Genomic DNA, 24033 nt, shown 5'->3' with positions numbered 1-24033 from the left:
AAATGTGCGGTGTAGTAGGAATATACTCAGATAGAGATATATCTAAAGAATTGTATTATGCGTTATACTCGATACAACATAGAGGTCAAGAGAGCTGTGGAATATCTGTTTTAAATGATGGACAAATAAACCATAAAAAAGATATGGGTCTTGTGGGTGATGTTTTTAAACCGAGTGAGTTAGAAAAACTAAAAGGAAATATAGGAATAGGGCACGTAAGATATTCAACTGCAGGAGGTAGTAGCTTAGACAATTGCCAACCACTTGTAGGAAGATGTAGAAAAAGACAATTATCAATAGCTCACAATGGAAACCTTGTTAATGCAAACTATCTAAGAAATATGTTAGAAGAAGAAGGCTATATGCTTCAATCAGATTCGGACACAGAAGTTATCCTTTGTATACTAGCTAGATATTATAAAGGTGATATAGTTGAAAGTTTAAAAATAACAATGGACTATATAAAAGGTGCATATTCATTAGTTGTATCAAGTAGTGAAAATGAACTTGTAGCAGTTAGAGATCCTCATGGATTTAGACCATTATTATTAGGAAAAAAAGATGATATGTATATAGTAGCATCAGAAGATTGTGCAATAAATATTTTAGGCGGAGAAGTTATTAGAGATATTGAACCTGGAGAGATAGTAGTTATAAAAGACAATAAATTAAGTTCATATCATTATAGAGAAAATTATAAGCCTATTAAATCAAGTTGTATATTTGAACATATATATTTTGCAAGAAATGATGCAACTATAGATAATGTAAATGTGTATGAGTTTAGAGTTAAATGTGGAGAAATTTTAGCTAAAGATGAAAAGATAAAAGCTGATATAGTAGTACCCGTTCCAGACTCAGGATGGGCTGGAGCAATAGGATATTCAAATGCAAGTGGAGTTAAACTTACAGAAGGATTAGTAAAAAATAGATATGTGGGAAGAACATTTATAAAGCCTACTCAAAAAGAGAGAGAAATAGGAGTTAAAATAAAGTTAAATCCTTTAAGCAATGTAGTAAAAGGCAAATCAATAGTTTTAGTAGATGATTCTGTAGTAAGAGGAACAACATCTAAGCAAATTGTTAAATCATTAAAAGATGCAGGAGCAAAAGAAATTCATTTAAGAATAACTTCACCACAAGTAACACATTCATGTTACTACGGTATAGATACTCCACATAGATCTAATTTAATAGCATCTAAAAATAATTTGGATCAGATAAGAGATTATATAGGTTGTGATACACTAAAGTTTTTAAGCATAGAAGGAACTTTAGAAGCAGCGGAAGATAAAACAACTTTCTGCAAAGCATGTTTTGATGGAAAATATCCTGTTGAAAAAATTGATGAGGGGGAACTAATATCATGTTAACATATAGAGCTTCAGGTGTAGATATAGATGAGGGAAACAGAGCTGTAAATCTTATAAAAGATAAGATAAAAGGAACATATGATAAAAATGTTATAGGAGATTTAGGAAACTTTAGTGGGTTATATAGTTTAAAGGATTTTATAAATATGGATGAACCTGTTTTACTATCTTCTACAGATGGAGTTGGAACAAAATTAAAATTAGCTCAAATGATGGATATTCACAATACTGTAGGTATAGATTTAGTAGCAATGTGTGTCAATGATCTTATATGCCAAGGAGCTAAGCCATTGTTTTTCTTAGATTATATCGCTACTGGAAAATTAATTCCTGAGAAAATCGATGATATAGTATCTGGAATAGTGGAAGGATGCAAGCTGGCAGAATGTGCTCTTATCGGAGGAGAGACAGCTGAGATGCCTGGTATGTACTCAGAGGATGATTATGATTTAGCAGGTTTTTCAGTAGGAATAGCAGATAAATCTAAAATAATAAGTGGTCAAGATGTTAACTCTGGAGATACATTAATAGGAATATCATCAAGCGGAATACACAGTAATGGATATTCATTTATAAGAAAAATATTTCTAGAAGAATATAAGTATGAACTAACTGATTATATAGAAGAATTAGAAATGACTTTAGGAGAGGCGCTTCTTATTCCGACAAAGATATACGTGAAACTTGTTATGGATTTAATAAAAAAATACGAGTTAAAAGCTATAGCACACATAACAGGTGGAGGTGTTATAGAAAATATCCCTAGAGTTATACCAAATGGATTAGGTATAGATATAGAAAAAAATTCTTGGGAAAAACCACCTATATTTAAAATGATAGAAAAGTTTAATGCAATAGATGAAGTTGAGCTTCATAAAAGTTTCAATATGGGTATAGGACTTGCAATGGTAGTAGATTCAGATAAAGCAGAGGAAATAGTTAGCTATTTAAATGAAAGTGAAAAACAAGCATATATAATTGGAAAAGTTGTAGATAGTCATGAAGGAGTAAAGCTATGCTAAACATTGCTGTTTTAATATCTGGAGGAGGAAGCAACTTACAAAGTATTATAGATGGATGTGAAAGTGGATATATAAATGGAATTGTTAAATTAGTTATATCTAATAAGGATAATGCTTATGGATTAGAAAGAGCAATAAAACATAATATCAAAACTTTTGTAGAAAAAGAAGATGAAAAAATAATAGATTTACTAAACAAAGAAAATATTGATTTAGTTGTTTTAGCAGGATATTTAAAAATCATAAGTCCAAAATTTGTAGAAGCTTTCAGAAATAAAATAATAAATATACATCCATCATTAATTCCTGCGTTTTGTGGAGAAGGATATTATGGTAAGAGAGTTCATGAATCTGTAATAAATTATGGTGCAAAGTTAAGTGGAGCTACTGTGCATTTTGTAGATGAAGGTGCAGATACAGGTCCAATAATAATGCAAAAAAGTGTAGAGGTTAAGTTTAATGATACCCCACAGAGTTTGTCTGAGAGGGTACTAACAGTGGAACACGAGATACTTAAAGAAAGCGTAAAACTATATTGTGATAATAAGTTAACTGTAAATGGAAGGGGAGTAATTGTAAATGACTAAAAGAGCATTAATAAGTGTAACAGATAAAAGTGGTGTAGTAGAGTTTGCAAGAAGCTTAAATGAATTAGGGTATGAAGTAATATCAACAGGAAATACATTTAAAACTCTGAAAGAAGAAGGGTTAAAAGTTATACAAATAGATGAAGTTACAAGCTTTCCTGAGATATTGGATGGAAGAGTTAAAACATTAAATCCATATATACATGGAGGAATATTATACAAAAGAGATAATGAAAAACATGTTAATACAGTTAATGAGCATAAAATAGGAGCAATAGATTTAGTAGTAGTAAATTTATATGATTTTGAAGGAAATTTAAAAGATAACAAACCTCATGATGTAATGATAGAGAATATAGATATAGGTGGACCATCTATGATACGTTCAGCAGCTAAAAATTATAAAGATGTTTTAATAGTAGTTGATACAAAAGACTACGATTCTATAATAGAAAGCTTAAAAGCTGGAGAAGTATCATTAGAAGATAGAAAAAAACTAGCATATAAAGCATTTTCAACAACTGCTAGATATGATGCATTAATATCAAACTATTTCAGAGAGCAATTAGGAGATAAGTTCCCTGAAAGTCTAACAATGACATTCCAAAAAGAAGATACTCTAAGATACGGAGAAAATCCTCATCAAGGAGCAGTATTATATAAACAATCTAATGCAAAAAATCCAATATTAAATTATGAACAGTTAAATGGTAAAGAACTTTCTTTTAACAATATAAATGACCTACATGGATGTTTAGAAATAATGAGAGAGTTTAAAGACAGTGAACAAGTAGCTTGCGTAGCTATAAAGCATACAAATCCGTGTGGAGTATCAGTAGCTAAAAATAGCTTTGAGGCTTACACAAAATGTTATGAGGCAGACAAAGTATCTATATTTGGGGGAATTGTAGGATTTACATCTGTAGTAGATGTAGAAACGGCTAAAAAATTAAATGAAATATTTTTAGAAATAGTAGTAGCTTATGATTTCACAAAAGAAGCACTTGAAGTTTTAACTCAAAAGAAAAACTTAAGAGTATTAAAACTATCAAATATAGAAAATAGCCTTCAAGGATTTGACTTTAAATATTTAGATGGTAAGTTACTAGTTCAGGATAGAGATGAAAAATTAGCTAATGAATATAACTGTGTTACAAAAGAGATAGCAGATGAACAAATATTAAAAGATATGGAATTTGGAATGAAGATAGTTAAAAATATGAAATCTAATGCAATAGCTATAGTAAAAGATGGACAGACACTAGCTCTTGGATGCGGTCAAACTTCAAGGATATGGGCATTAAAAAATGCTTTAGAAAATAACCAAGATAAAAACTTTGAAGGCGCAGTATTAGCATCAGATGCATTTTTCCCATTTGATGACTGTGTGAAGTTAGCTAATGATTATAAAATAAAATCTATAGTTCAGCCTGGAGGATCTATAAAGGACCAAGATTCAATAGATGCTTGTAATGAAAATGATATGGTTATGGTGTTTACAGGAATAAGACACTTTAAACACTAGGAGGTAAATACATGAAGATTTTAGTTGTAGGATCAGGTGGAAGAGAACATGCAATTTGCTATAGTTTATTAAAAGGAAAAAAGGTTGATGAGATTTACTGCGCTCCTGGTAATGCAGGAATAAGTGAAATAGCTCAGTGTCTAAATATAAAAGATAATGATATTGATAATTTATATAAATTTGCTAAAGAAAATAAAGTTGACTTAACTATAGTTGGACCAGAAGTTCCATTAGTAGATGGAATAGTAGATAGGTTTGAAAAAGAAAACTTAAAGATATTTGGACCAAATAAAAAGTGCTCAATGTTAGAAGGTAGTAAAGCTTTTTCAAAAGAATTTATGAATAAACATGATATTGCAACTGCAAAATATAAAGAATACGTAAATCTAGATGAAGCCATAAGTGAAATTGATTCATTTGGATATCCAGTAGTTATAAAAGCTGATGGTCTAGCAGCAGGTAAAGGTGTTGTAATAGCAAAAGATAAAGAAGAGGGTATAGAAACTTTAAAAGAAATGATGAGTGATAAAAAATTTGGCATAGCTGGAGAAAAAATAGTTATTGAAGAGTTTTTAAAAGGAATAGAGACATCTATACTAGCGTTTGTTGACAATAATACTATAGTACCTATGGAAAGTGCTAAAGATCATAAAAAAGTTTATAACAATGAAGAAGGTCCTAACACAGGAGGGATGGGGACATTCTCTCCAAGCAATATATACGATGAACAATTATCTAATATAGTGAAAAAAGAAGTTTTAGATAAAACATTAAAAGGTTTTAAAGATGATAACTTAAACTATAAAGGTATTTTATTTATAGGATTAATGATAACAGAGGATGGGCCAAAGGTTTTAGAGTATAATGTTAGATTTGGAGATCCTGAAACACAATCAGTACTTTTAAGGTTGGAAACAGATTTAATTGAAATAATAGAAGCTATTTTAGAAAATAGATTAAATGAAATTGAAATAAAGTACAATGAAAAAAATGCAGTATGTGTGATGTTAACATCAGGTGGTTATCCTGAAAGTTACGAAAAAGGTAAGATTATAACAGGTCTTGATAAAGTGGATGAAGATATAGTTATATTCCATAGTGGAACTAAAATAATTAACAATAAACTAGTTACTAATGGTGGGCGAGTTATAGGAATTAGCGCAAAAGGTAACTCACTTGAAGAAGCTAGTAAAAAAGTTTATGAAAACATAGAAAAGATAAAATTTGAAGGTATGCATTACAGAACTGACATTGGAGTATTATCAAATTAGTATAAATATACTTAAATAAAAATTATGGGGGTATACTATGACTACTAGTAATAGTTTGAAATCTACTGTAAGAAGAATATTAGTTGAGAAAAAACAAGGATTTGACTTAGAAGCAAAACATCTAAAATGTGAAATCGAGGAGAGCTTAAATATAGATGGGATAAAAAGTCTAAGACTTTTAAATAGATATGATATAGAAGGAATAGAAGAATCTGTATATGAAAAAGTAGTTAGAAATATATTCTCTGAGCCTAACACAGATAATGTATATCAAGAGGAAGTAAACATAAATACAGATGATAAAGTATTTGCAATAGAATATTTACCAGGACAATATGATCAAAGAGCTGATTGGGCAGCTCAATGTATTCAAATTATAAATGAAGGTGAAAGACCTATAATAAATACTGCAAAGCTAGTAATAATCAGTGGAGATATAACAGATGAAAGTCTTAAACAAATAAAATCATATTGCATAAACCAAGTAGATAGTAGAGAAGCTGACTTAGAAAAACCTGAAACCTTAAAAATACAAACTGAAATACCTACAAGTGTAGAAACGATAGATAAATTTATAAGCTTAAGTGATGAAGATTTAATGAAATTCATGGATTCTATAGGACTTGCTATGACATTTGAAGATTTAAAGCATGTTCAAATGTATTTTAAAGATATAGAAAAAAGAAATCCAACTATAACTGAAATAAAGGTATTAGATACTTATTGGTCAGATCACTGTAGACATACTACATTCATGACTAAAATAGAGGATGTAGTTATAGAGGAAGGTAAGTATAATGATGTTGTAAAAGAAGCATATGATATGTACTTACAATCAAGAGATTATGTATATGGAAAAACAGATAGAGATATTTGTTTAATGGATATAGCAACAATTGCTATGAAGGAATTAAGAAAATGTGGTAAATTAGAAGACTTAGATGTAAGTGAAGAAATAAATGCTTGTAGTATAAATGTTGATGTTGATATAGATGGTAAAAAAGAAGAATATTTAGTGATGTTTAAAAATGAAACACACAACCATCCTACAGAAATTGAACCTTTTGGAGGAGCGGCTACTTGTTTAGGAGGAGCTATAAGAGATCCTTTATCAGGTAGAAGTTATGTTTATCAAGCTATGAGAGTAAGTGGGAGTGCAGATCCAAGAACATCATTAAAAGATACATTACCAGGAAAGTTAATGCAAAAGAAAATAACTACAGAAGCAGCTAATGGATATAGTTCTTATGGAAATCAAATTGGACTAACAACAGGTCAAGTAGCAGAAGTTTATGATGAGAATTTCGTAGCTAAAAGAATGGAAATAGGAGCAGTAATTGCAGCAGCACCAAAAGAAAATGTAATAAGAGAAGCTCCTCAAAAGGGGGATGCTGTAATATTATTAGGTGGAAAAACTGGAAGAGATGGATGTGGAGGAGCTACAGGATCATCAAAAGAACACAGTGAAAAATCTTTAAAAACATGTAGTGCAGAAGTTCAAAAAGGTGATGCTCCAAATGAAAGAAAAATACAAAGATTTTTTAGGAATAAAGAAGTTGCACAGATGATAAAAAGATGTAATGACTTTGGAGCTGGTGGAGTTTGTGTAGCAATTGGAGAGATAGCAGAAAGTATAGATATAAATTTAGATCTAGTACCTAAAAAATATGATGGATTAGACGGAACAGAGTTAGCTATATCTGAGTCTCAAGAGCGTATGGCTGTAGCAATAAAAAAAGAAAATATAGATAAGTTTATAAAAATGGCTATAGAGGAAAACTTAGAAGCTACCCATGTTGCAAATGTAACTGATAGCGGAAGAGTTAGAATGTATTGGAATGGAACAGCTATAGTAGATATGTCTAGAGATTTTATAGAAACAAATGGAGTAAAACAAAAAATAAATATAAAAGTAAAAAATGTTGATGATATGACTTTATATAAATCAGAAGAAAATTTGGAAGTAGCAATAAGCAGTGAATGTAGCTTAAAGGATAAATTCATAAATAATATTACTGACTTAAATATTTGCTCACAAAAAGGACTTATTGAAAAATTTGATAATACTATAGGAGCAAATACTGTGCTGATGCCATTTGGAGGTAAGTATCAAGCTACTCCAGCTCAAGGTATGGTTGCCAAAATACCTGTTTTAAATGGAGAGACTAATACATCTACAATAATGACATATGGATATAACCCGAAGATAGGAAAAGAAAGCCCATTCCATGGTGCGCTTTATGCAGTTGTAGAATCTGTGTGTAAAGTTGTGGCTATTGGGGGTAACTTTAGTACTATAAGACTTACTCTACAAGAATATTTTGAAAAACTGGGGATAAGTGAATATAAGTGGGGGAAACCATTTTCAGCATTACTTGGGGCATATTATGCTCAAAATAAATTACAAATACCTGCAATAGGTGGAAAAGACAGTATGTCAGGAACTTTTAAAGACATAGATGTACCTCCAACACTAGTTTCATTTGCTGTTGATACTGTGGATGCAAAACAAGTGTTATCCCCAGAATTTAAAAAATCAGGTTCAACAGTAATAATGTTATTAACAAATGTGTTGGAAAATAAAGTTATAGACTTTGAAGAACTAAAGAAAAATCTTTCAAAGATAACAGAGCTTATAGAAAATAAAAAAGTACTTTCTGCATATTCAGTAGGTTATGGAGGAGTAAGTGAAGCTATAAGCAAAATGAGCTTTGGAAATAAGATTGGATTTAAATTTAATAATGAAAATAATATAAATGATCAATTGTTATTTAATGCATCTTATGGAAATATGATTCTTGAATTAAAAGGAAATGATATAGATGTAAAAGAGTTATTAAAAGAGTTGAATGGATACAATTATAAAATATTAGGAGAGACTATAGAAGAAAAAAATATAATTATAGAAAATGAAAGTATAGATATAGATTATTTATATGATAAGTATAACGGTGTTTTAGAAAGTATATTCCCTATTAAAAGTGAAGAAATAAAAGAAAAAATAGAAACTATAAACTTTTTAAATAATGAGGAAAGAAGAAATAGTGGTATAAGCTTAGCTAAGCCAAAAGTCTTTATACCAGCTTTCCCTGGGACTAACTGTGAATATGATTCAGCAAGAGCGTTTGAAAAAGCAGGAGCTAAAACATCTGTTAAAGTATTTAAAAACTTAACTTATAAAGATATAGAAAGCTCTATAGATACTATGGTAGAAGAAATTAAATCATCTCAAATAATAATGTTACCAGGGGGATTTAGTGCAGGAGATGAGCCAGATGGATCAGGTAAATTTATTGCAACTGTATTTAGAAATCCTAAAATTGCTGAAGCTATAAATGAATTTTTAAACAATCAAAATGGATTAATGCTAGGTATATGTAATGGATTCCAAGCTCTTATAAAATTAGGACTAGTGCCTTATGGAGAAATAAGAGATATAGATGAAAGCTGCCCAACTCTAACTTATAATAAGATAGGAAGACACCAAGCTAAAATGGTTAATACAAGAATTGCATCTAATAAATCTCCTTGGTTGTATGATACAGAAGTTGGTGACATTCACAGTATAGCAATCTCACACGGTGAAGGAAGATTTGTAGCGAGTGAAGATGTAATGAGAAAATTAATACAAAATGGACAAATTGCAACTCAGTATGTAGATTTTGAAGGAAAAGCAACTTATGATATAGAGTTTAATCCAAATGGATCAACATATGCAGTTGAAGGTATAACAAGTTTAGATGGAAGAGTATTTGGGAAAATGGGTCATTCAGAAAGAATTGGAGATCAAGTTGTTAAAAATATTATAGGCGAAAAAGATCAAAAGATTTTTGAATGTGGAGTTAAATATTTTAAATAAAAACATATAAGGTATCTCAAGGATAAAATATTTAGATTATTAATAAATATTACAATACTTATCTTGAGGTGCCTTTTTTACGTTTACTTAAAGTCTTATTACTAAAAATCGATTTAATATACATTAAGTTTAGATAAGTAAGTACAGTATGTTTTGAATACCAAAAAAGTGTGTGAAAAATATATAGAGGGAATTTATCGATTAATGGAGAATAAACTTAAGTAAAGCAAGATATTTGGGTATTATTGTATATACACATATAAAGTGGAATTTTTATATAATTTTCGACAAGTTTTTCAAAATTAATATGGTAATATATATATGCTATACGCGGAGGGTATGATATGGAAATAAAGGTTTGTGACACTTTATGTTATCAAGGAAGTGCAAAATACAATGAAGATATAATAGGATTTAATCCATTTGGAGCGTGGGTTTTAGATGGAGCTACTGGGCTAAATAGAAAAAACCTAATTTCATGCAAAAGCGATGCAAATTGGTATGTAAGCTGGTGGAATAATTATTTACACAAAAATATACATAATGAAATGACTTTAAAAGAATTGATGTTTAATGGAGTTAAATTGATAAGCGATGAATATTATAAAAAAGTTGATAAGAATGATATTGAGAGGTTAGATACTCCATCCAGTTCTATTGCAGTTATAAAATTTTATAATAATAAACTAGAGTATTTTTTACTTGGAGATTGTACATTTTATTTTAAATTAGGAAATGAAAAATCTGTAATAAAAGATAGAACTTTATGTGTTTTAGATAAATTGGTTTACGATGAAATGGAAAAACTACCTAATTTAGACAGGCTTACATTTGAAGAAATAAAAGATAGTGTGATGAGCACAATAATAAGCAATAGATTGAAAAAAAATACAAAAGATGGATATTGGATATTAGATTTTGATGAAAATGCTATAAACAACGCTATAAATGGATTTATAGATATAAATGATAATATAAAAATAATGCTTACAAGTGATGGATTTTCATGCATTAGTGATAGATATAAAACAATAGAAGAAGAAAATTTAATAAATGAGGTAGAAAAATATGGAGCAGGAGAAATCTACTCTAGACTTAGAAATATAGAGTTGGAAGATTTTTCAACAACTAAATTTCCAAGATTTAAAGTAAATGATGATTCCTCTTGTGTATATTTAGATATAGATTTTAGCTGACAATTGAAGGGAGAACTATGAAAATACTACATATAATAACACAAAAACCAAATAGCACAGGTAGTGGTATTTACATGAGTGGAATGATAAAAGGGTTTAAAAAGATGGGGTATAATCAAGGGGTAATAGCAGGAATAGATGCTGATGACCCAAAAGAATGCTTTGATGGAGATATAAAATTTTACCCTGTGACTTATAATACAAAAGAGGTTCCTTTTAACGTTGTAGGGATGAGTGATGTTATGCCATATAATAGTACTTTATATAAAAATATGAGCGAAGATATGGTATTTAAATTAAAGGATGCGTTTAAAAAAAGGATAGACGAAGCTATTAAAGATATAAAACCTGATTTAGTAATATGTCATCATTTATATTTAATAACTGCATTTGTAAGGGAAATTATCAAGAATACACCTGTAGTAGGAATTTGTCATGGAACATGTTTAAAGCAATTTCAAAGCAATGAATTAAAAAGTAGTTATATAAAGAATAATATATGTAACTTAGATATGATATTTTCGTTGCATAATGAGCAAAAAAAAGAGATTGAAGATATATTTGATCTAAGTGATGATAAAGTATATTCTCTTGGAAGTGGATATGATGAAAATCTATTTTTTGATAAAAAAATAGATAATGATATTATTAATATTACTTTTGCAGGCAAAATTTGTAGGTTAAAAGGTGTTGAGTCTTTAATAAAATCACTAAACTATATAAAACATAAAAAAGATATTATAAAAATAAATATAGTTGGGGATGGAAGCAATGAAAAAGAATTTAATTCTATTAAAAAACTTAGTGAAGAAAGTGAATTTGATATAAAGTTTTTAGGAAAAGTAAAACAAAATGAATTAGCAGAAATACTTAGAAAAACTCATATATTTATGCTCCCATCATTTTTTGAAGGATTACCTTTAGTAGTTATAGAAGCTTTAGCAAGTGGGTGTACTGTTATAACAACTGATATACCCGGGGTTAGTGAATGGATTGGAGAATATATAAATACATCAGGTAAAATTAAATATATAAATTTGCCTAAAATGCGAAAAATTGCTGAACCTTTTGAGGATGAACTTCCTGAATTTGAGAAGAATTTGGGTATTGAAATAGATAAAATGATAAATAACATACTTGAATTTAACGTTAGAAACAAACATTTAAATATGGAAGACAAAACATGGACTGGTCTATGCCTAAGATTAGAAAATGCAATATCGAAGAAATGGAGAATAGCGAAAAACAATAACTAGAATTATTTTAAATGTTTATTGTGTAACAATTTATTTTATATTAGTTAATAACAGTATTAAAATATAAAGTTTAGAAAAATTAAATATAAAATATAAAAATCTGAAAAGGGAAAATATAAAAATTTAAAATTTGTATTTTTCCTTTTTGTGTATAAGGAATGTATTATAATTGGCATTTGACAATAAATAAAAATATAAGTAAAATTAAATTAGCAAATGCCAATTATATTTAAGGGGATGAGATTATGTCAATGTGCAAAACATGTCCATCTAATAACGGATGTACAAAAGACAAAAACAATTGTGGAGTTAAAAATAATAATTTGAATAATGTGAAAAAAATTATTGGGGTTATGAGTGGAAAAGGAGGTGTAGGAAAGTCTTCTATTTCAGCAATTATAGCAAAACAGTTAAATCAATTAGGATATAAAGTAGGGGTTTTAGATGCAGATATAACAGGGCCTAGTATTCCTAGATTACTTGGAGTTAGTGGAAAAAAAGCAATTATGTCAGAAGATATGATTTTACCAGTTAACACAAATGATGGGATAAAAGTTATGTCATTAAATTTTCTTATGGAAAATGAAGGTGATCCTGTTATATGGAGAGGACCTATGATTTCAGGGGTTGTTGAACAATTTTGGAAAGATGTTCTTTGGGGCGAACTTGATTATCTAGTAATCGATATGCCGCCAGGTACAGGAGATGTTGCTTTAACTGTAATGAATTCAATTCCGATAAGTGGAATAGTAATGGTTTCAGTACCACAAAATCTTGTTTCTATGATAGTTTCAAAGGCTGTAAATATGGCTAGAAAAATGGATATTAATATATTAGGTGTTATCGAGAATATGAGTTATATAACTTGTCCTGATTGTGATAAAAAAATAAGATTATTCAATGGAGAAAATACTGATAAATTTTTAGAGGAAATGAATTTAAACTTGTTAGCAGAATTACCTATGCTAAATAGCGTAAGTAATTTAAGTGATGGAAATACAGTGGATGAAGAAAATAATCTTAAATTAGTGTTTGAGCCTATAGTAAATAAGATAATAGGTAAGTTGGAAACTATTCAAAAGTAGAAATCTAATGTATGTTAGAAAAGACAATTTATCTAAAATATGGTAAAATTATTATTCGGATATAAACTATTAATGTGATATTATCACATATAATTTATTTTAAATAGGGTAATATTATTTAAGAAAAGTTAATTTGAAAAGATTATAACATTGATTATTTAAATAATAGATGAAATTGGAGGATAATAAAATGACAAAACCATCAGAATATCATAAACAAGGATATACATGTGCAGAAGCTATAATAAAATCATATAATGAAGAACATAACACTGATATCCCAGTTGCGTTAGGAAGCGGAATGGGAACAGGAGTTACAGTTGGAAGTTTATGTGGAGCTGTAAATGCGGCTGTATTAGTATTAGGATATATAAAGGGTAGAGAAGATAGCTCTCAATCAAACGATGCCAGAGCTTACTCAAGAGAATTAATGAATAGAGTTAGAGATAAATATAACAGTGAGATATGTTTAGATCTAAAGAAAAATAAAGTTAGCTGTTCAGAGATAATAGATTTTTCATATGATGCATTAAAAGAAATTTTAGCAGCATAAAAAAAGATGACATTTAGTCATCTTTTTTTTTATAGATTAATATTTTTTTCTTTTATTCTTTTATTTACATATCTAGATAATAGCGTGTAAATTACACTAAAAAGAGGAACTCCTATTAAAATACCTAAAACACCGAACATAGAAGAACCTACAAATATAGGTACTAATATCCAAAATGAGGATAGTCCTATAGAGTTACCCACAACAAATGGATATATTAAGTTACCTTCAATTTGCTGAATTACAAGCATCATTATTAAATAATATAATGCCGTTATAGGCTTAACCATAAATATAATAAAAACTGAAAGTGCAGTTCCTATAAATGTTCCGAATATAGGTATTAACGCAGCTATCGCCACTATAGTACTAACAAGCAATGCATAAGGCATACTAAATATAGTCATACCTATGAAACATAAAATACCTAATATAGCACCATCCATACATTGCCCAGCTATAAATTTTGAGAATTTAAATTCTACTAAATGAGAAATTTCTACTAACTTATTTGCATATTTTTCGTCTAAAAAAGCGAAAGTAAATTTTTTACATTGAAGTAAAAGTTTTTCTTTACTTAAAAGTATATAAATTGCAATTATAAATCCTATAACAAAATTAGTTATCGCAGATGTAACACCAACTGTAAATCCTAATATATTTGAGATAAAATAGTTTGCAAATTTTATTACAAAACTTGAAACTTTATCTAAACCAGATAAGATATTAGCATGGATACTATCTGGAATATTTATATGTGAAAAATAATTTGTAACATAAGATTCTAGTGAATCTATATACTGAGGAACCGCACTTATTAAACTAGAAGTACTTTTACCTAATTGAGGAATCACAAAGTTTACAAATGAGTTCACTAATACAAATAAAATAAGTAAAGTAACTAAAAGAGATAATGCTCTGGCTAAAGTTTTTGGATTTTTTAATTTTGTCTTTTTTAAATATGGTTCTATAACTTTCTTTTCAAAAAACTTCATAGGAATATTTATTAAAAATGCTATTGCTATACCTATTATAAAAGGTTTCGATATAGAAATTAGGTGAAGAAACATATTTGCAACAGATTTTATATTTAAAAGTAAAAAAGATAAAATTATTATATAAGTTGAGAGTAAAATTTGATTTTTAAATTTGAGATTTTTCATAAAATTACAACTCCTTTCATAAATTTATAATTATACAATCAGTATACAGTATAAAAGTATTTTTTAAAAATCATATTACATATATTGGGAAAAATTTATGATAAAATTAATAATATAAAAAGATTATTTTAATTAGGAGGTGATGCAGTTGAACACTTATTTAGGAATAGATGTTGGAGGAACTTCTATAAAGTATGGAGTTTACGATAAATATGGAAATGAAGTAAAAAAAGGGAAAGATAAAATAAGAACACCTAAGTATGATATGTCAAAGTTTATAAAATCAATAAAATTAATAATGGATGAATGTGGACCTGTAGATGGAGTAGGACTTAGCGTTCCAGGATGTGTAAATCCTAATAGTGGATACATACAAGATGGAGGATCTATACGAATATTAGATAAAGTAAATATAAAGTATATTTTAGAAAAAGAGTTAGGAATAAAAGTAGAAGTAGAAAATGATGCAAATTGTGCATTATTAGCTGAAAAATGGATTGGAAATGCAACTGAATGTAGCAATTTTGTATGTATTACGCTTGGGACAGGAATAGGTGGAGCTTTGTATATAAACAATGGATTAGTAAGTGGGAATAATTATTTTTCAGGAGAATTTGGATATATGATTCTAGATAATATACATGAAAAATATAGACTAAAAACTTTGAATAAAACTAGCTCAACTGTATCATTTGTCAGAGAAATAGCTAATAAAAAGGGCGTGAATTCTAGAAGTTTAGACGGAGTTTCCGTATTTGATATGATTCAAAATAAGGATGATGAAGTTTTAGAATTATATAAAATGTGGATAAGAAGAGTAGCAATTTGTATTTATAATGTGGGGTTTATAGTTGATCCAGAAAAAATTCTTATTGGAGGCGGAATAAGCAATCAACCTATTTTTATAGAAGATTTGAAATCTGAAATGAAAAGGCTTTCTATAGAGCTTATAAAAGAAACCGGAAAAATTGAAAATTTATATAAAAAATGGAATATTGGACCTTGTAAGTTTTTTAATGATTCTGGTCAGATAGGAGCTATATACAATTATATAGTTAGAAATGAAAATTAGAAAATACATGCTTATATGAATTTTACTTATTATGTATAAATAAACACACTTATAACAATAATGGTAGATAGAGTTAAATTTATTGAGGAAAGGGTGTTTATTTAGATGGAAATTTTAAAAACTAGAAAGTTAAAAGAATCAGTTTTTTGTGATAACTGTGAAAAAGAAAGAAAGCATACTATAGTAACATACCAAAATATCAATGAAAATAACGAAGAGTGCATAGTTGAAATGAGAAGATGTAAAGCTTGTGGAAAAGAGCAGTCACTAATGTAATTTATTACTTAAATGTATCGAATAAAATAAAAAAGACTATCTTACAGATAGTCTTTTTTATTTTATTCGATACATTTAAAATTTATATGTGTATAGCCTTCAAATGCAGGTTGCGATTGGATTTCAGTTATTATACATTTTTTTATTTGACCATCTAATAGTAAATCAACACTAAGGTCATTATTATCTTCTGCAAATCTTAAAAAAGGAGTTTTAGGTATTTGAATAGGGATGTCTTGATCAAGATTAGGACCATAAATTAAGCCTAAAATATAACCTGATTTTCTTAGTTTTTTATTATTTTGACTTAAATCTCTTTTAAATACTTCTAACATAAGTTTCCCCCTAAAATTTTTTTATAGCTTAAAAACTATATTAAATAATATTTAAAATAAATTTAATATATTCGTAAATTTACAAATATAGCGTAAATTAATAAGATATAATAATATATGCCAACTTTAACATAATACAGTTATAGGTAATTATAAATATATATACTATAGATATAAAAATTTTATATGAATAAAAGTGATCAAATAAAGGATCTATGGGGTGATTTATGAATTTTAAAATTAAGAAAAATTATATAATAGTATTTGCATCTGCAGTGGTTCTATTGATTTTTATATTAAAATTAAATAATTTAAATAATTTTAAACAAGAAGAAAAAATGAAAATTCAAGATGCAAATGCCCTTATACAAGATGTAGATTATGATTTAGCTGAAAAAAAATTAGAACAAATTGAAAAAAACAAAAAAATATTTAACAAGTTGGATAAATCAGATAAGTTTAATTTATATAATTATCTAGGAATTATAAACACATTTCAAGGTGAAACTGTAAGTGCAATACTTATGTATGAAAAGGCCGAAAAATATGTGAGTAAAGAAAATAAGTATAAAGTTGAGATAAATTCCTCTATAGCATATAGGCACATGGGAGAATACATAAAAAGTGCTGAATCTCTTATAAAAATAATAAATTCATTTAATAAAAATAAAACTGAAAATGCTAGAATAAAAACCTATGCATTGTTAAATTTAGCAGAAATTTACTTTCAAGTAGGTAGTATGGATGAATATAGTATAATTTTATCTAAAATTGAACCATTTATTGAATATTTACCTGAATCTCACAAAGATGATTTATTAATAATGTATTATTCAGATTTAATAATAAAAGAATTAAATAAAAAAGATTTTAGTAAAATTGATTTTTATTTTAAGAAAATAGATAAATTAGAAAAGGGAAATAAAGTTGTCCAATACACTGAGAGTAAAATGTTAAAGACTAGGGCATATGCATTGTATTTTAAGAAAACTAGAGATATTGGTAAAACTATTGAGTACTTTGAGCAATTAGAGGAGTATGGTAAAAAAGAAGGGGATATATATATATGCCAATTTTCTATAAAGGAAAGGATAGAAATTTATAAAAAGTTAAAAAACCATTATGAATATGATAAATTAGTACAAAAATTTTATAAAAATGAATTGGACATGTCAAAAATAAATAATAAGCAATATGAATTTCATTTGAATAACAAGATAAAAGAAGAAGAAGACATAAGTATTATGAAAAAAACTAGCACATTAATAATAATAAGCAATTTGTTTTTAATTGGAATTATTATACTAGTATATAAAAAGATGAAAAAATCTAGATATGAATCGATGAAAGACCCGTTGTGCAATGTTTATAATAGACGGTATTTAGAACTATATAAAAAAAATGTAAAAATTAAAGATGTTCCAATATCAGTATTTATGATAGATGTAGACTATTTTAAATTATATAATGATAACTATGGTCATCAGCGTGGAGATGAAGTTTTAAAATCTATATCAGAAGTTTTAAAAAGCAGTTGTAGAAAAAGCGATATGATATTTAGATATGGAGGCGAAGAATTTTGCATTGTTCTTAAAAATACTGTAAAAAAAGAATCTACATTTTTTGCAGAAAGAATACTTAAAAATATTTCAGATAAAAAGATAAAGCATGAATATTCAAAAGTAAGTAATTATATTAGTCTAAGTATAGGTATTTCAACAATATATTCAAATAAAGATATAAGAAATGCTATAAATTTAGCAGATAAAGCATTATATATATCAAAGGAAAATGGTAGAGGTAAATATACTCATATAGAAGATATATAATTAAAATAATAAAGTGATATTAATAGCTTTTAATAAATATAATTTATTAAAAGCTTTATTTAATATGGAGGTATATATGAGGATAGTTTCAAAGCCTGCAAAATCAAAAAGAGCAAGTATGAGTAATATACCTAATACTTTTACATTTACATTTATTAGAAATTGGCTTTCAGACAAACAATATGAAAAAGAAAGAGAAGAGTACTTTATAGGAAATTTGTCATCACAAGAGGTGAGTTTAGCTATGAAGGAAATTAAGTGGCTTTCAAGAAACTTTAAAGATTTAGATATAATAAGTGTTGAAGATAGTAGTGGAAACATAACTCAAGTAATACTTTAAAAAAAGAAGACACCTAAAAGATGTCTTCTTTTTTTCTTATATAGAAAGACCTATATAAGATATTTTTAACAAACAAATAAAATAAAACAAAGTCAGGAGTATGATATTTTACATATCACACAATGTTCATGTATTAAAAATATAATGAACACTTTTATTATATTCCTAATGTTAAAATTTGTAAATGGTAAAAAATCTAATAATCTGATATACTATTTGTTTTTATAACCATCTACAACTATCGATAGTTCACCTGTACTAGGAGACATAACTAAACCATGAACTATCATGTCTTTAGGTGTTAAAGGATGCTTTTTAACCATTTTAACACTATCTATTATAGAGTCTTCTACAGACTCAAATCCATGAAGCCATTTTTTTACGTCAATTCCTGAGTTAGAAAGAGTATTTATTGTCTCAATTGATACACCCTTATTTATAATTTTATTTATAAGATTTTCTGTATTTAGATTACACATGCCACATCCTTCATGACCTACTATAAGAACTTCATCGACTTCAAATTCGTAAATAGCAACTATAATACTTCTCATTATACTTCCAAAAGGATGTAAAACAGTAGCACCTGCATTTTTTATTATTTTAGCATCTCCATTTTTTAAGTTCATAGCCTTTGGAAGCAAATCTGTAAGTCTTGTGTCCATACAAGATAATATAACTATTTTTTTATCGGGATCTTTAGATGTTTCATATTTCTCATATTCTTTATTTTGAATAAAAGATCTGTTAAAATCCAGTATTTTATCTAATTTTCTATTTTCTATACTCATATTCATATACTCCCTTATTTACTAAATTTATTTTTACTAATTTTATAGCATATAAAATAGTTTTACAAGCAACAAAGTAATATATACTTATTATTGTGTAAATAATTTAGAATGATTATTACACACAATGGGTATAAATGAATATAAATTCAAAAATACATAGAATAAGTAATATTTTATAAAAATTTAAAATATAGGATGGAATTTAAGATGAAAAAACAATTAATGAATATAGCTGTATTTTTAATAGCTATAATATTAATAATGTCATTTTATATGTTTGGTAAAGATAATGTACTAATTGGTATTGGTTCGATTACGATAGCTATAACTATGCTTCGTGAAAATCACACAAATAATATACCTCGTACATTTTTAAAATTGAGTGTAGCACAGATAATCATAGGGTGCTGTGCTTATGTTGCAAATTACAACTCAATTTATGCAGTAATTACTACATTTGTATTAAGTTTTTTAGTTTATTACATAGGAAGTAGTGAAGTAAGGGGATCTAAAAGTAATGCTTTTATGATGCTTTATGTGTTATTACTTTATGCACCTGTATCTATAGAACAAATGCCTAAAAGAATATTAGCATTAGTATTTTCAGCAGTTGTGATACTATTTTTATATTTTGTTTTTACTAGATATAATTTTAAGAAAATTACAGATAAAAAACTTAATGAAACAATACAACGAATAACAACTCAGTTAAATTTAATTAAAGAAGATAAGCCTATAGAGGACGAAAATAAGAATGTAAATATTTTATTGAAAAATTTAGAACTGGACTTATATGACTCTATAGAAAAATCAAATAAAATTAAAAAAGATATATATAACAAACAAATTATTGTTATTTTGTTAAAAAAAATAAATACAGGTTTGAACTACGTAGAAAGTAATAGTTATAGAGAAGATTTATTTAGAAATTTAAATTATGTTTTAGAAGATATAAGTTTATATATTTTAGGCGATATAAATTTATCCGAATTAAAAAACAGTTTTTGCAAATATGATGAATCAATAGATATAAAAAATATGGGAGAAAATATAGATAAATATAATTATTATAGCTTAAGAATAGCTATTAAAGAGCTGTACAATTGTTTAGATGATGAACAAAAGATAGAAACTATATCTAAAAAAATAAATATAAGAAAAAAATTAAAAAATGATATTAATATAATAACCAATAATTTTAGTATGGATTCTTTAAGATTTAACTTAGCTATAAAAGCTTCAATATTAATATCTATAGCAGTTTTTATAGTAGATTATTTTAATATCTATGAAGGGAAATGGGTAGTTTATACACTGGCAGTTGTATTACTTCCATATGCAGAGGAAAGTACAAAAAAATCTATAGACAGAGCAATAGGAACTATTTTAGGAGCTATAGTACTTGGAATAATATATAAAGTAATTAATGGAAATTCAACATTAATGATATTTATATTTATGATATCACTATATTTAAATATATCTATTAGAAAATATAATATAAGATGTATATTTATAACTATGACAGCTATAACGGCAGTTAAGTTGATTTATCCAAATACAACAATTTTTACTCTATTGGAATACAGAGTAATATTAATATTATTTGCATCTATGTCTGCTGTAGTTATAACAAATTTAGTATTTCCATATAAAATTAATAATGATATGAAAAGTACAATAAATAGTTACATAAATTTTAATAAAGAAATATGTAACTTTATATCTTCAGAAGGTATAGGTGATATAGACATTGAAAAAGCAATTGTGAAAAATAATTATTATTGGATGAGACTTAATTTTATAAATAATAAGCTAAAAGAAGAAAATATCGAGGAAATTTTAAAAAAACAAAATGACTTTTTTACAAATATAAGTTTCTCTATACTTTTAAGTGGAGGAATAGAAAGTGAAGTTAAATTAGTAAATAAACTATATAAAGAACTGAAAGAAACTACATATAAAGGTCAGAGTTTATATGAATTTTATAAAGTATTTTTTAATTCAAGAAAAAGCGATTTAGAAAAAGCAATAATGATAAGTTTATATAGAATATATCTAGATATGAAAGAAATTAGTTCTTTAGGAGATTCAGTTATTAAAAATAAAAAACAATAAATTTATATATATCACAAAAATAATAGATAGAGATTAGCTCTATCTATTATTTTTTTAACTATAAATTTTCATTTGCATCTTTGAAGTTTTTGCTCATTTTTTTTAATAATCGTAAAAATTCTTCTTTTTCTTCATTAGTAAAATCTTTATATGCAGTTTCTTTTACTTGGGAAGAAATTAAATCAAAGCGGTCTTTTATACTTAATGCTTTTTCAGTTAAGCTTATATAAGTTACTCTTTTATCTATTAAACATTTATCCTTTTTTACATATCCTAAAATGATTAATTTATTTACCAATGATGTAACTGTAGACTTATCTTTTCCTATTTTTTTTGAAATTTCTTTCATTGTTAGCTGTCCATTACTTTCATAAAGTGCAGTTAATATATTTCCGTGAGTGGGAATTAAGTCATTTAAATTATTAAGTTTCAAATTTTTATCTATAAATTTAATCATATTATCTTTAGTACGACTTATAAAATATATGATGTACTTATCTTTCAAAATCTCACCTCCAAATTAAGTTGAGTTTATATTTATTTATTATAATACAAAGTTTGGTAGGGATACAAATCTATAAGCGATTATGATTTGTAAAAACAGGGAATATATATATAAATAAATAAGTTGGAGGTAGTAACATGAAAAAATTAGCGACTTTTGCAGGTGGATGTTTTTGGTGTATGTTTAAACCTTTTAGTAAGTATGAAGGAATTGAAAAAATTGTAGCTGGTTACACAGGAGGATATGCAAAAAATCCTACATATGAAGAAGTATGTTCAGAAAATACAGGACATTTAGAAGCAATACAGTTAACATATGATGATGAATTAGTTAAATATGATGAATTATTAAAAATATATTGGAGACAAATAGATCCAACTGATGGTGGAGGACAATTTAATGATAGAGGCAATAGATATAAAACTGCAATTTTTTATCACGATGATAAACAAAAAGAAGCAGCAATAAAATCAAAACAAGAATTACAAGAAAGTGGGATTTTTAAAGAAGAAATAGCAACTAAGATACTTCCGGCAGAAACTTTTTATACAGCAGAAGAATATCACCAGGATTATTATAAAAAAAACCCAATACATTATGAAATGTATTTTAAGGTATCAGGAAGATATGATTTTATAAAAAATTTCTGGGATAAAAACAATAAAAAAAGAGAAGAACTAAAAAATAAATTAACGCCTATTCAGTTTGAGGTAACTCAAAATGATCAGACAGAACCTCCATTTGATAATGAATACTGGGACAATAAAGAAGAAGGTATATATGTAGATGTTGTCAGTGGAGAGGTATTATTTACATCAAAAGAAAAGTTTGACTCAGGCTGTGGTTGGCCAAGTTTTACAAAGCCAGTAAAAGAGGACGTTATAGTTGAAAAAAGGGACTTTTCTCATGGAATGGTTAGGACCGAAGTAAGAAGTGAAAAAGCAAACTCTCACTTAGGTCATGTTTTTGATGACGGACCAAAAGAACATGGAGGACTTAGATATTGTATAAACTCAGCAGCTCTTAAATTTATACCTAAAAGTAAAATGAAAGAAATGGGATATGATGATTATATAAAGCTTATTGAGTAAACTATTTTGTAACTATAATTTAACCAAATAATGTATAGTGTGAGGTTATAATTATATTATAATTTTAAATAGGAAGTGAAAAGAAATGAATAAAGTAATTCAAAACCCGATAGCGGATGTGTTTAAATATTTAGCTATATCAATACTATTTTGTTTTTTAGGATATGGATTTGGAGTAGCATTTGTACCGGAAAGTGTAGCTATGATTGCAAATATTATTGTTGTAGTTATGGTAGTGGCACTTTTAATACTGTGTTTAGTTTCTAGAAAAGGAATTATACCGGATAGATTTAGCATGAACTGGGTATATTTATTTACCTTTATAGATGGTATAATTCTATACCCTATAATTCAGATGTATGTAGGTAGCTTAGGCAAAGAAATTGTAATAAGCGTATTATTTGTTACAGCTTTAATATTTCTTATATTATCAACAATAGCAAGAAGAGAAAAAAGCGATAAATATCTAAAGCTAGGAAACACATTATTTATAGGATTAATAATTTTAATTCCATTTACAATAATAGCTTCATTTATAGGATTTGGAGCATTTAATATAACGGTTACTGTATTTAGTATAATTATATTCAGTGGATATATACTATATGATGTAAGTTTAGTTAAATATGAAATAGAAAATGGAAATATCAATGATAGTAAAGACTTATCTATACATGTTTTAAACCTATACTTAGACTTTATAAATATATTTTTAGATATATTAAATTTAATTTATGATTTTAAAGAATAATAAATACCCCCTAATTTTTTAGGGGGTATAGT

General features: G+C 27.0%; 21 protein-coding genes. 17 read left to right on the top strand and 4 right to left on the bottom strand.

Features of this window, described 5'->3' with window-relative positions:
* The first annotated feature begins 2 nt into the window (after nt 1-2).
* From purF to KXZ80_RS14745, 10 genes are all read left to right on the top strand, one after another.
* The gene (gene purF / locus KXZ80_RS14790; RefSeq protein WP_021431617.1) at nt 3-1373 is read left to right on the top strand and encodes an amidophosphoribosyltransferase; all 1371 of its coding nucleotides are present in this window, start codon (nt 3-5) and stop codon (nt 1371-1373) included.
* Nucleotides 1367-2395 carry a phosphoribosylformylglycinamidine cyclo-ligase gene (gene purM / locus KXZ80_RS14785; protein ID WP_021431618.1) on the top strand — a complete coding sequence of 343 codons (1029 nt, stop codon included), beginning with the start codon at nt 1367-1369 and terminating at the stop codon, nt 2393-2395. Before purF ends, purM begins: the two co-directional genes overlap by 7 nt.
* On the top strand, nt 2389-2982 hold the full coding sequence (gene purN / locus KXZ80_RS14780; RefSeq protein WP_021431619.1) for a phosphoribosylglycinamide formyltransferase: 594 nt from the start codon (nt 2389-2391) through the stop codon (nt 2980-2982). Before purM ends, purN begins: the two co-directional genes overlap by 7 nt.
* Nucleotides 2975-4507, top strand: a complete 1533-nt coding sequence (purH, locus tag KXZ80_RS14775) for a bifunctional phosphoribosylaminoimidazolecarboxamide formyltransferase/IMP cyclohydrolase (protein ID WP_021431620.1) — start codon at nt 2975-2977, stop codon at nt 4505-4507. Before purN ends, purH begins: the two co-directional genes overlap by 8 nt.
* A gap of 11 nt (nt 4508-4518) precedes the next feature.
* Nucleotides 4519-5778 carry a phosphoribosylamine--glycine ligase gene (gene purD / locus KXZ80_RS14770; protein ID WP_021431621.1) on the top strand — a complete coding sequence of 420 codons (1260 nt, stop codon included), beginning with the start codon at nt 4519-4521 and terminating at the stop codon, nt 5776-5778.
* Between the two features lie 37 nt (nt 5779-5815).
* A complete protein-coding gene (locus KXZ80_RS14765; RefSeq protein WP_038284714.1) occupies nt 5816-9637 on the top strand; it encodes a phosphoribosylformylglycinamidine synthase in 3822 nt (1273 codons plus the stop codon).
* A 344-nt stretch (nt 9638-9981) separates the two neighbouring features.
* Nucleotides 9982-10833, top strand: coding sequence for a hypothetical protein (locus KXZ80_RS14760; RefSeq protein WP_021431623.1), 852 nt, complete (start codon nt 9982-9984; stop codon nt 10831-10833).
* Nucleotides 10834-10850: 17 nt separating this feature from the next.
* Nucleotides 10851-12089: a glycosyltransferase family 4 protein gene (locus tag KXZ80_RS14755; protein ID WP_021431624.1), complete on the top strand. Its 1239-nt coding sequence runs from the start codon at nt 10851-10853 to the stop codon at nt 12087-12089.
* Nucleotides 12090-12334: 245 nt separating this feature from the next.
* A complete protein-coding gene (locus KXZ80_RS14750; protein WP_021431625.1) occupies nt 12335-13174 on the top strand; it encodes an Mrp/NBP35 family ATP-binding protein in 840 nt (279 codons plus the stop codon).
* A 190-nt stretch (nt 13175-13364) separates the two neighbouring features.
* Complete coding sequence (locus KXZ80_RS14745) at nt 13365-13727, top strand: C-GCAxxG-C-C family (seleno)protein (RefSeq protein ID WP_021431626.1); 363 nt, start codon at nt 13365-13367, stop codon at nt 13725-13727.
* Between the two features lie 29 nt (nt 13728-13756).
* On the opposite strand, the gene KXZ80_RS14740 is transcribed toward KXZ80_RS14745, so the two are convergent.
* Nucleotides 13757-14890, bottom strand: coding sequence for an AI-2E family transporter (locus KXZ80_RS14740; protein ID WP_021431627.1), 1134 nt, complete (start codon nt 14888-14890; stop codon nt 13757-13759).
* 148 nt (nt 14891-15038) lie between these two features.
* On the opposite strand from KXZ80_RS14740, the gene KXZ80_RS14735 reads away from it, so the two are divergent.
* Nucleotides 15039-15962, top strand: coding sequence for an ROK family protein (locus tag KXZ80_RS14735; protein WP_021431628.1), 924 nt, complete (start codon nt 15039-15041; stop codon nt 15960-15962).
* Between the two features lie 105 nt (nt 15963-16067).
* Nucleotides 16068-16238 (top strand): hypothetical protein, encoded by a 171-nt coding sequence (locus KXZ80_RS14730; RefSeq protein ID WP_021431629.1) that lies wholly within the window; start codon nt 16068-16070, stop codon nt 16236-16238.
* Nucleotides 16239-16300: 62 nt separating this feature from the next.
* Here the strand turns inward: KXZ80_RS14730 and KXZ80_RS14725 are convergent, their stop codons facing one another.
* A complete protein-coding gene (locus KXZ80_RS14725) occupies nt 16301-16573 on the bottom strand; it encodes a hypothetical protein (RefSeq protein ID WP_021431630.1) in 273 nt (90 codons plus the stop codon).
* A gap of 227 nt (nt 16574-16800) precedes the next feature.
* On the opposite strand from KXZ80_RS14725, the gene KXZ80_RS14720 reads away from it, so the two are divergent.
* Nucleotides 16801-18402 carry a GGDEF domain-containing protein gene (locus tag KXZ80_RS14720; protein WP_021431631.1) on the top strand — a complete coding sequence of 534 codons (1602 nt, stop codon included), beginning with the start codon at nt 16801-16803 and terminating at the stop codon, nt 18400-18402.
* Nucleotides 18403-18478: 76 nt separating this feature from the next.
* The gene (locus KXZ80_RS14715; RefSeq protein ID WP_021431632.1) at nt 18479-18742 is read left to right on the top strand and encodes a hypothetical protein; all 264 of its coding nucleotides are present in this window, start codon (nt 18479-18481) and stop codon (nt 18740-18742) included.
* 212 nt (nt 18743-18954) lie between these two features.
* Here KXZ80_RS14715 and KXZ80_RS14710 read toward each other — a convergent pair whose 3' ends face one another.
* On the bottom strand, nt 18955-19533 hold the full coding sequence (locus KXZ80_RS14710) for a beta-class carbonic anhydrase (RefSeq protein ID WP_021431633.1): 579 nt from the start codon (nt 19531-19533) through the stop codon (nt 18955-18957).
* A gap of 210 nt (nt 19534-19743) precedes the next feature.
* Here KXZ80_RS14710 and KXZ80_RS14705 point away from each other — a divergent pair, with 210 nt between their 5' ends.
* Nucleotides 19744-21654, top strand: coding sequence for an FUSC family protein (locus KXZ80_RS14705; protein WP_021431634.1), 1911 nt, complete (start codon nt 19744-19746; stop codon nt 21652-21654).
* A gap of 58 nt (nt 21655-21712) precedes the next feature.
* Here the strand turns inward: KXZ80_RS14705 and KXZ80_RS14700 are convergent, their stop codons facing one another.
* The gene (locus KXZ80_RS14700; RefSeq protein ID WP_021431635.1) at nt 21713-22159 is read right to left on the bottom strand and encodes a MarR family winged helix-turn-helix transcriptional regulator; all 447 of its coding nucleotides are present in this window, start codon (nt 22157-22159) and stop codon (nt 21713-21715) included.
* A 137-nt stretch (nt 22160-22296) separates the two neighbouring features.
* Here KXZ80_RS14700 and msrB point away from each other — a divergent pair, with 137 nt between their 5' ends.
* Together msrB and KXZ80_RS14690 are read left to right on the top strand one after the other, a co-directional pair.
* A complete protein-coding gene (msrB, locus tag KXZ80_RS14695) occupies nt 22297-23250 on the top strand; it encodes a peptide-methionine (R)-S-oxide reductase MsrB (RefSeq protein ID WP_021431636.1) in 954 nt (317 codons plus the stop codon).
* An 85-nt stretch (nt 23251-23335) separates the two neighbouring features.
* Nucleotides 23336-24001, top strand: a complete 666-nt coding sequence (locus KXZ80_RS14690; RefSeq protein WP_021431637.1) for a Bax inhibitor-1/YccA family protein — start codon at nt 23336-23338, stop codon at nt 23999-24001.
* Nucleotides 24002-24033 lie beyond the last annotated feature (32 nt).

The organism is Paraclostridium bifermentans, from assembly GCF_019916025.1.
GTDB lineage: Bacteria > Bacillota > Clostridia > Peptostreptococcales > Peptostreptococcaceae > Paraclostridium > Paraclostridium bifermentans.
Note: the sequence above shows the minus strand (reverse complement) of the source record. Positions and strands in the feature narration are given on the sequence as shown.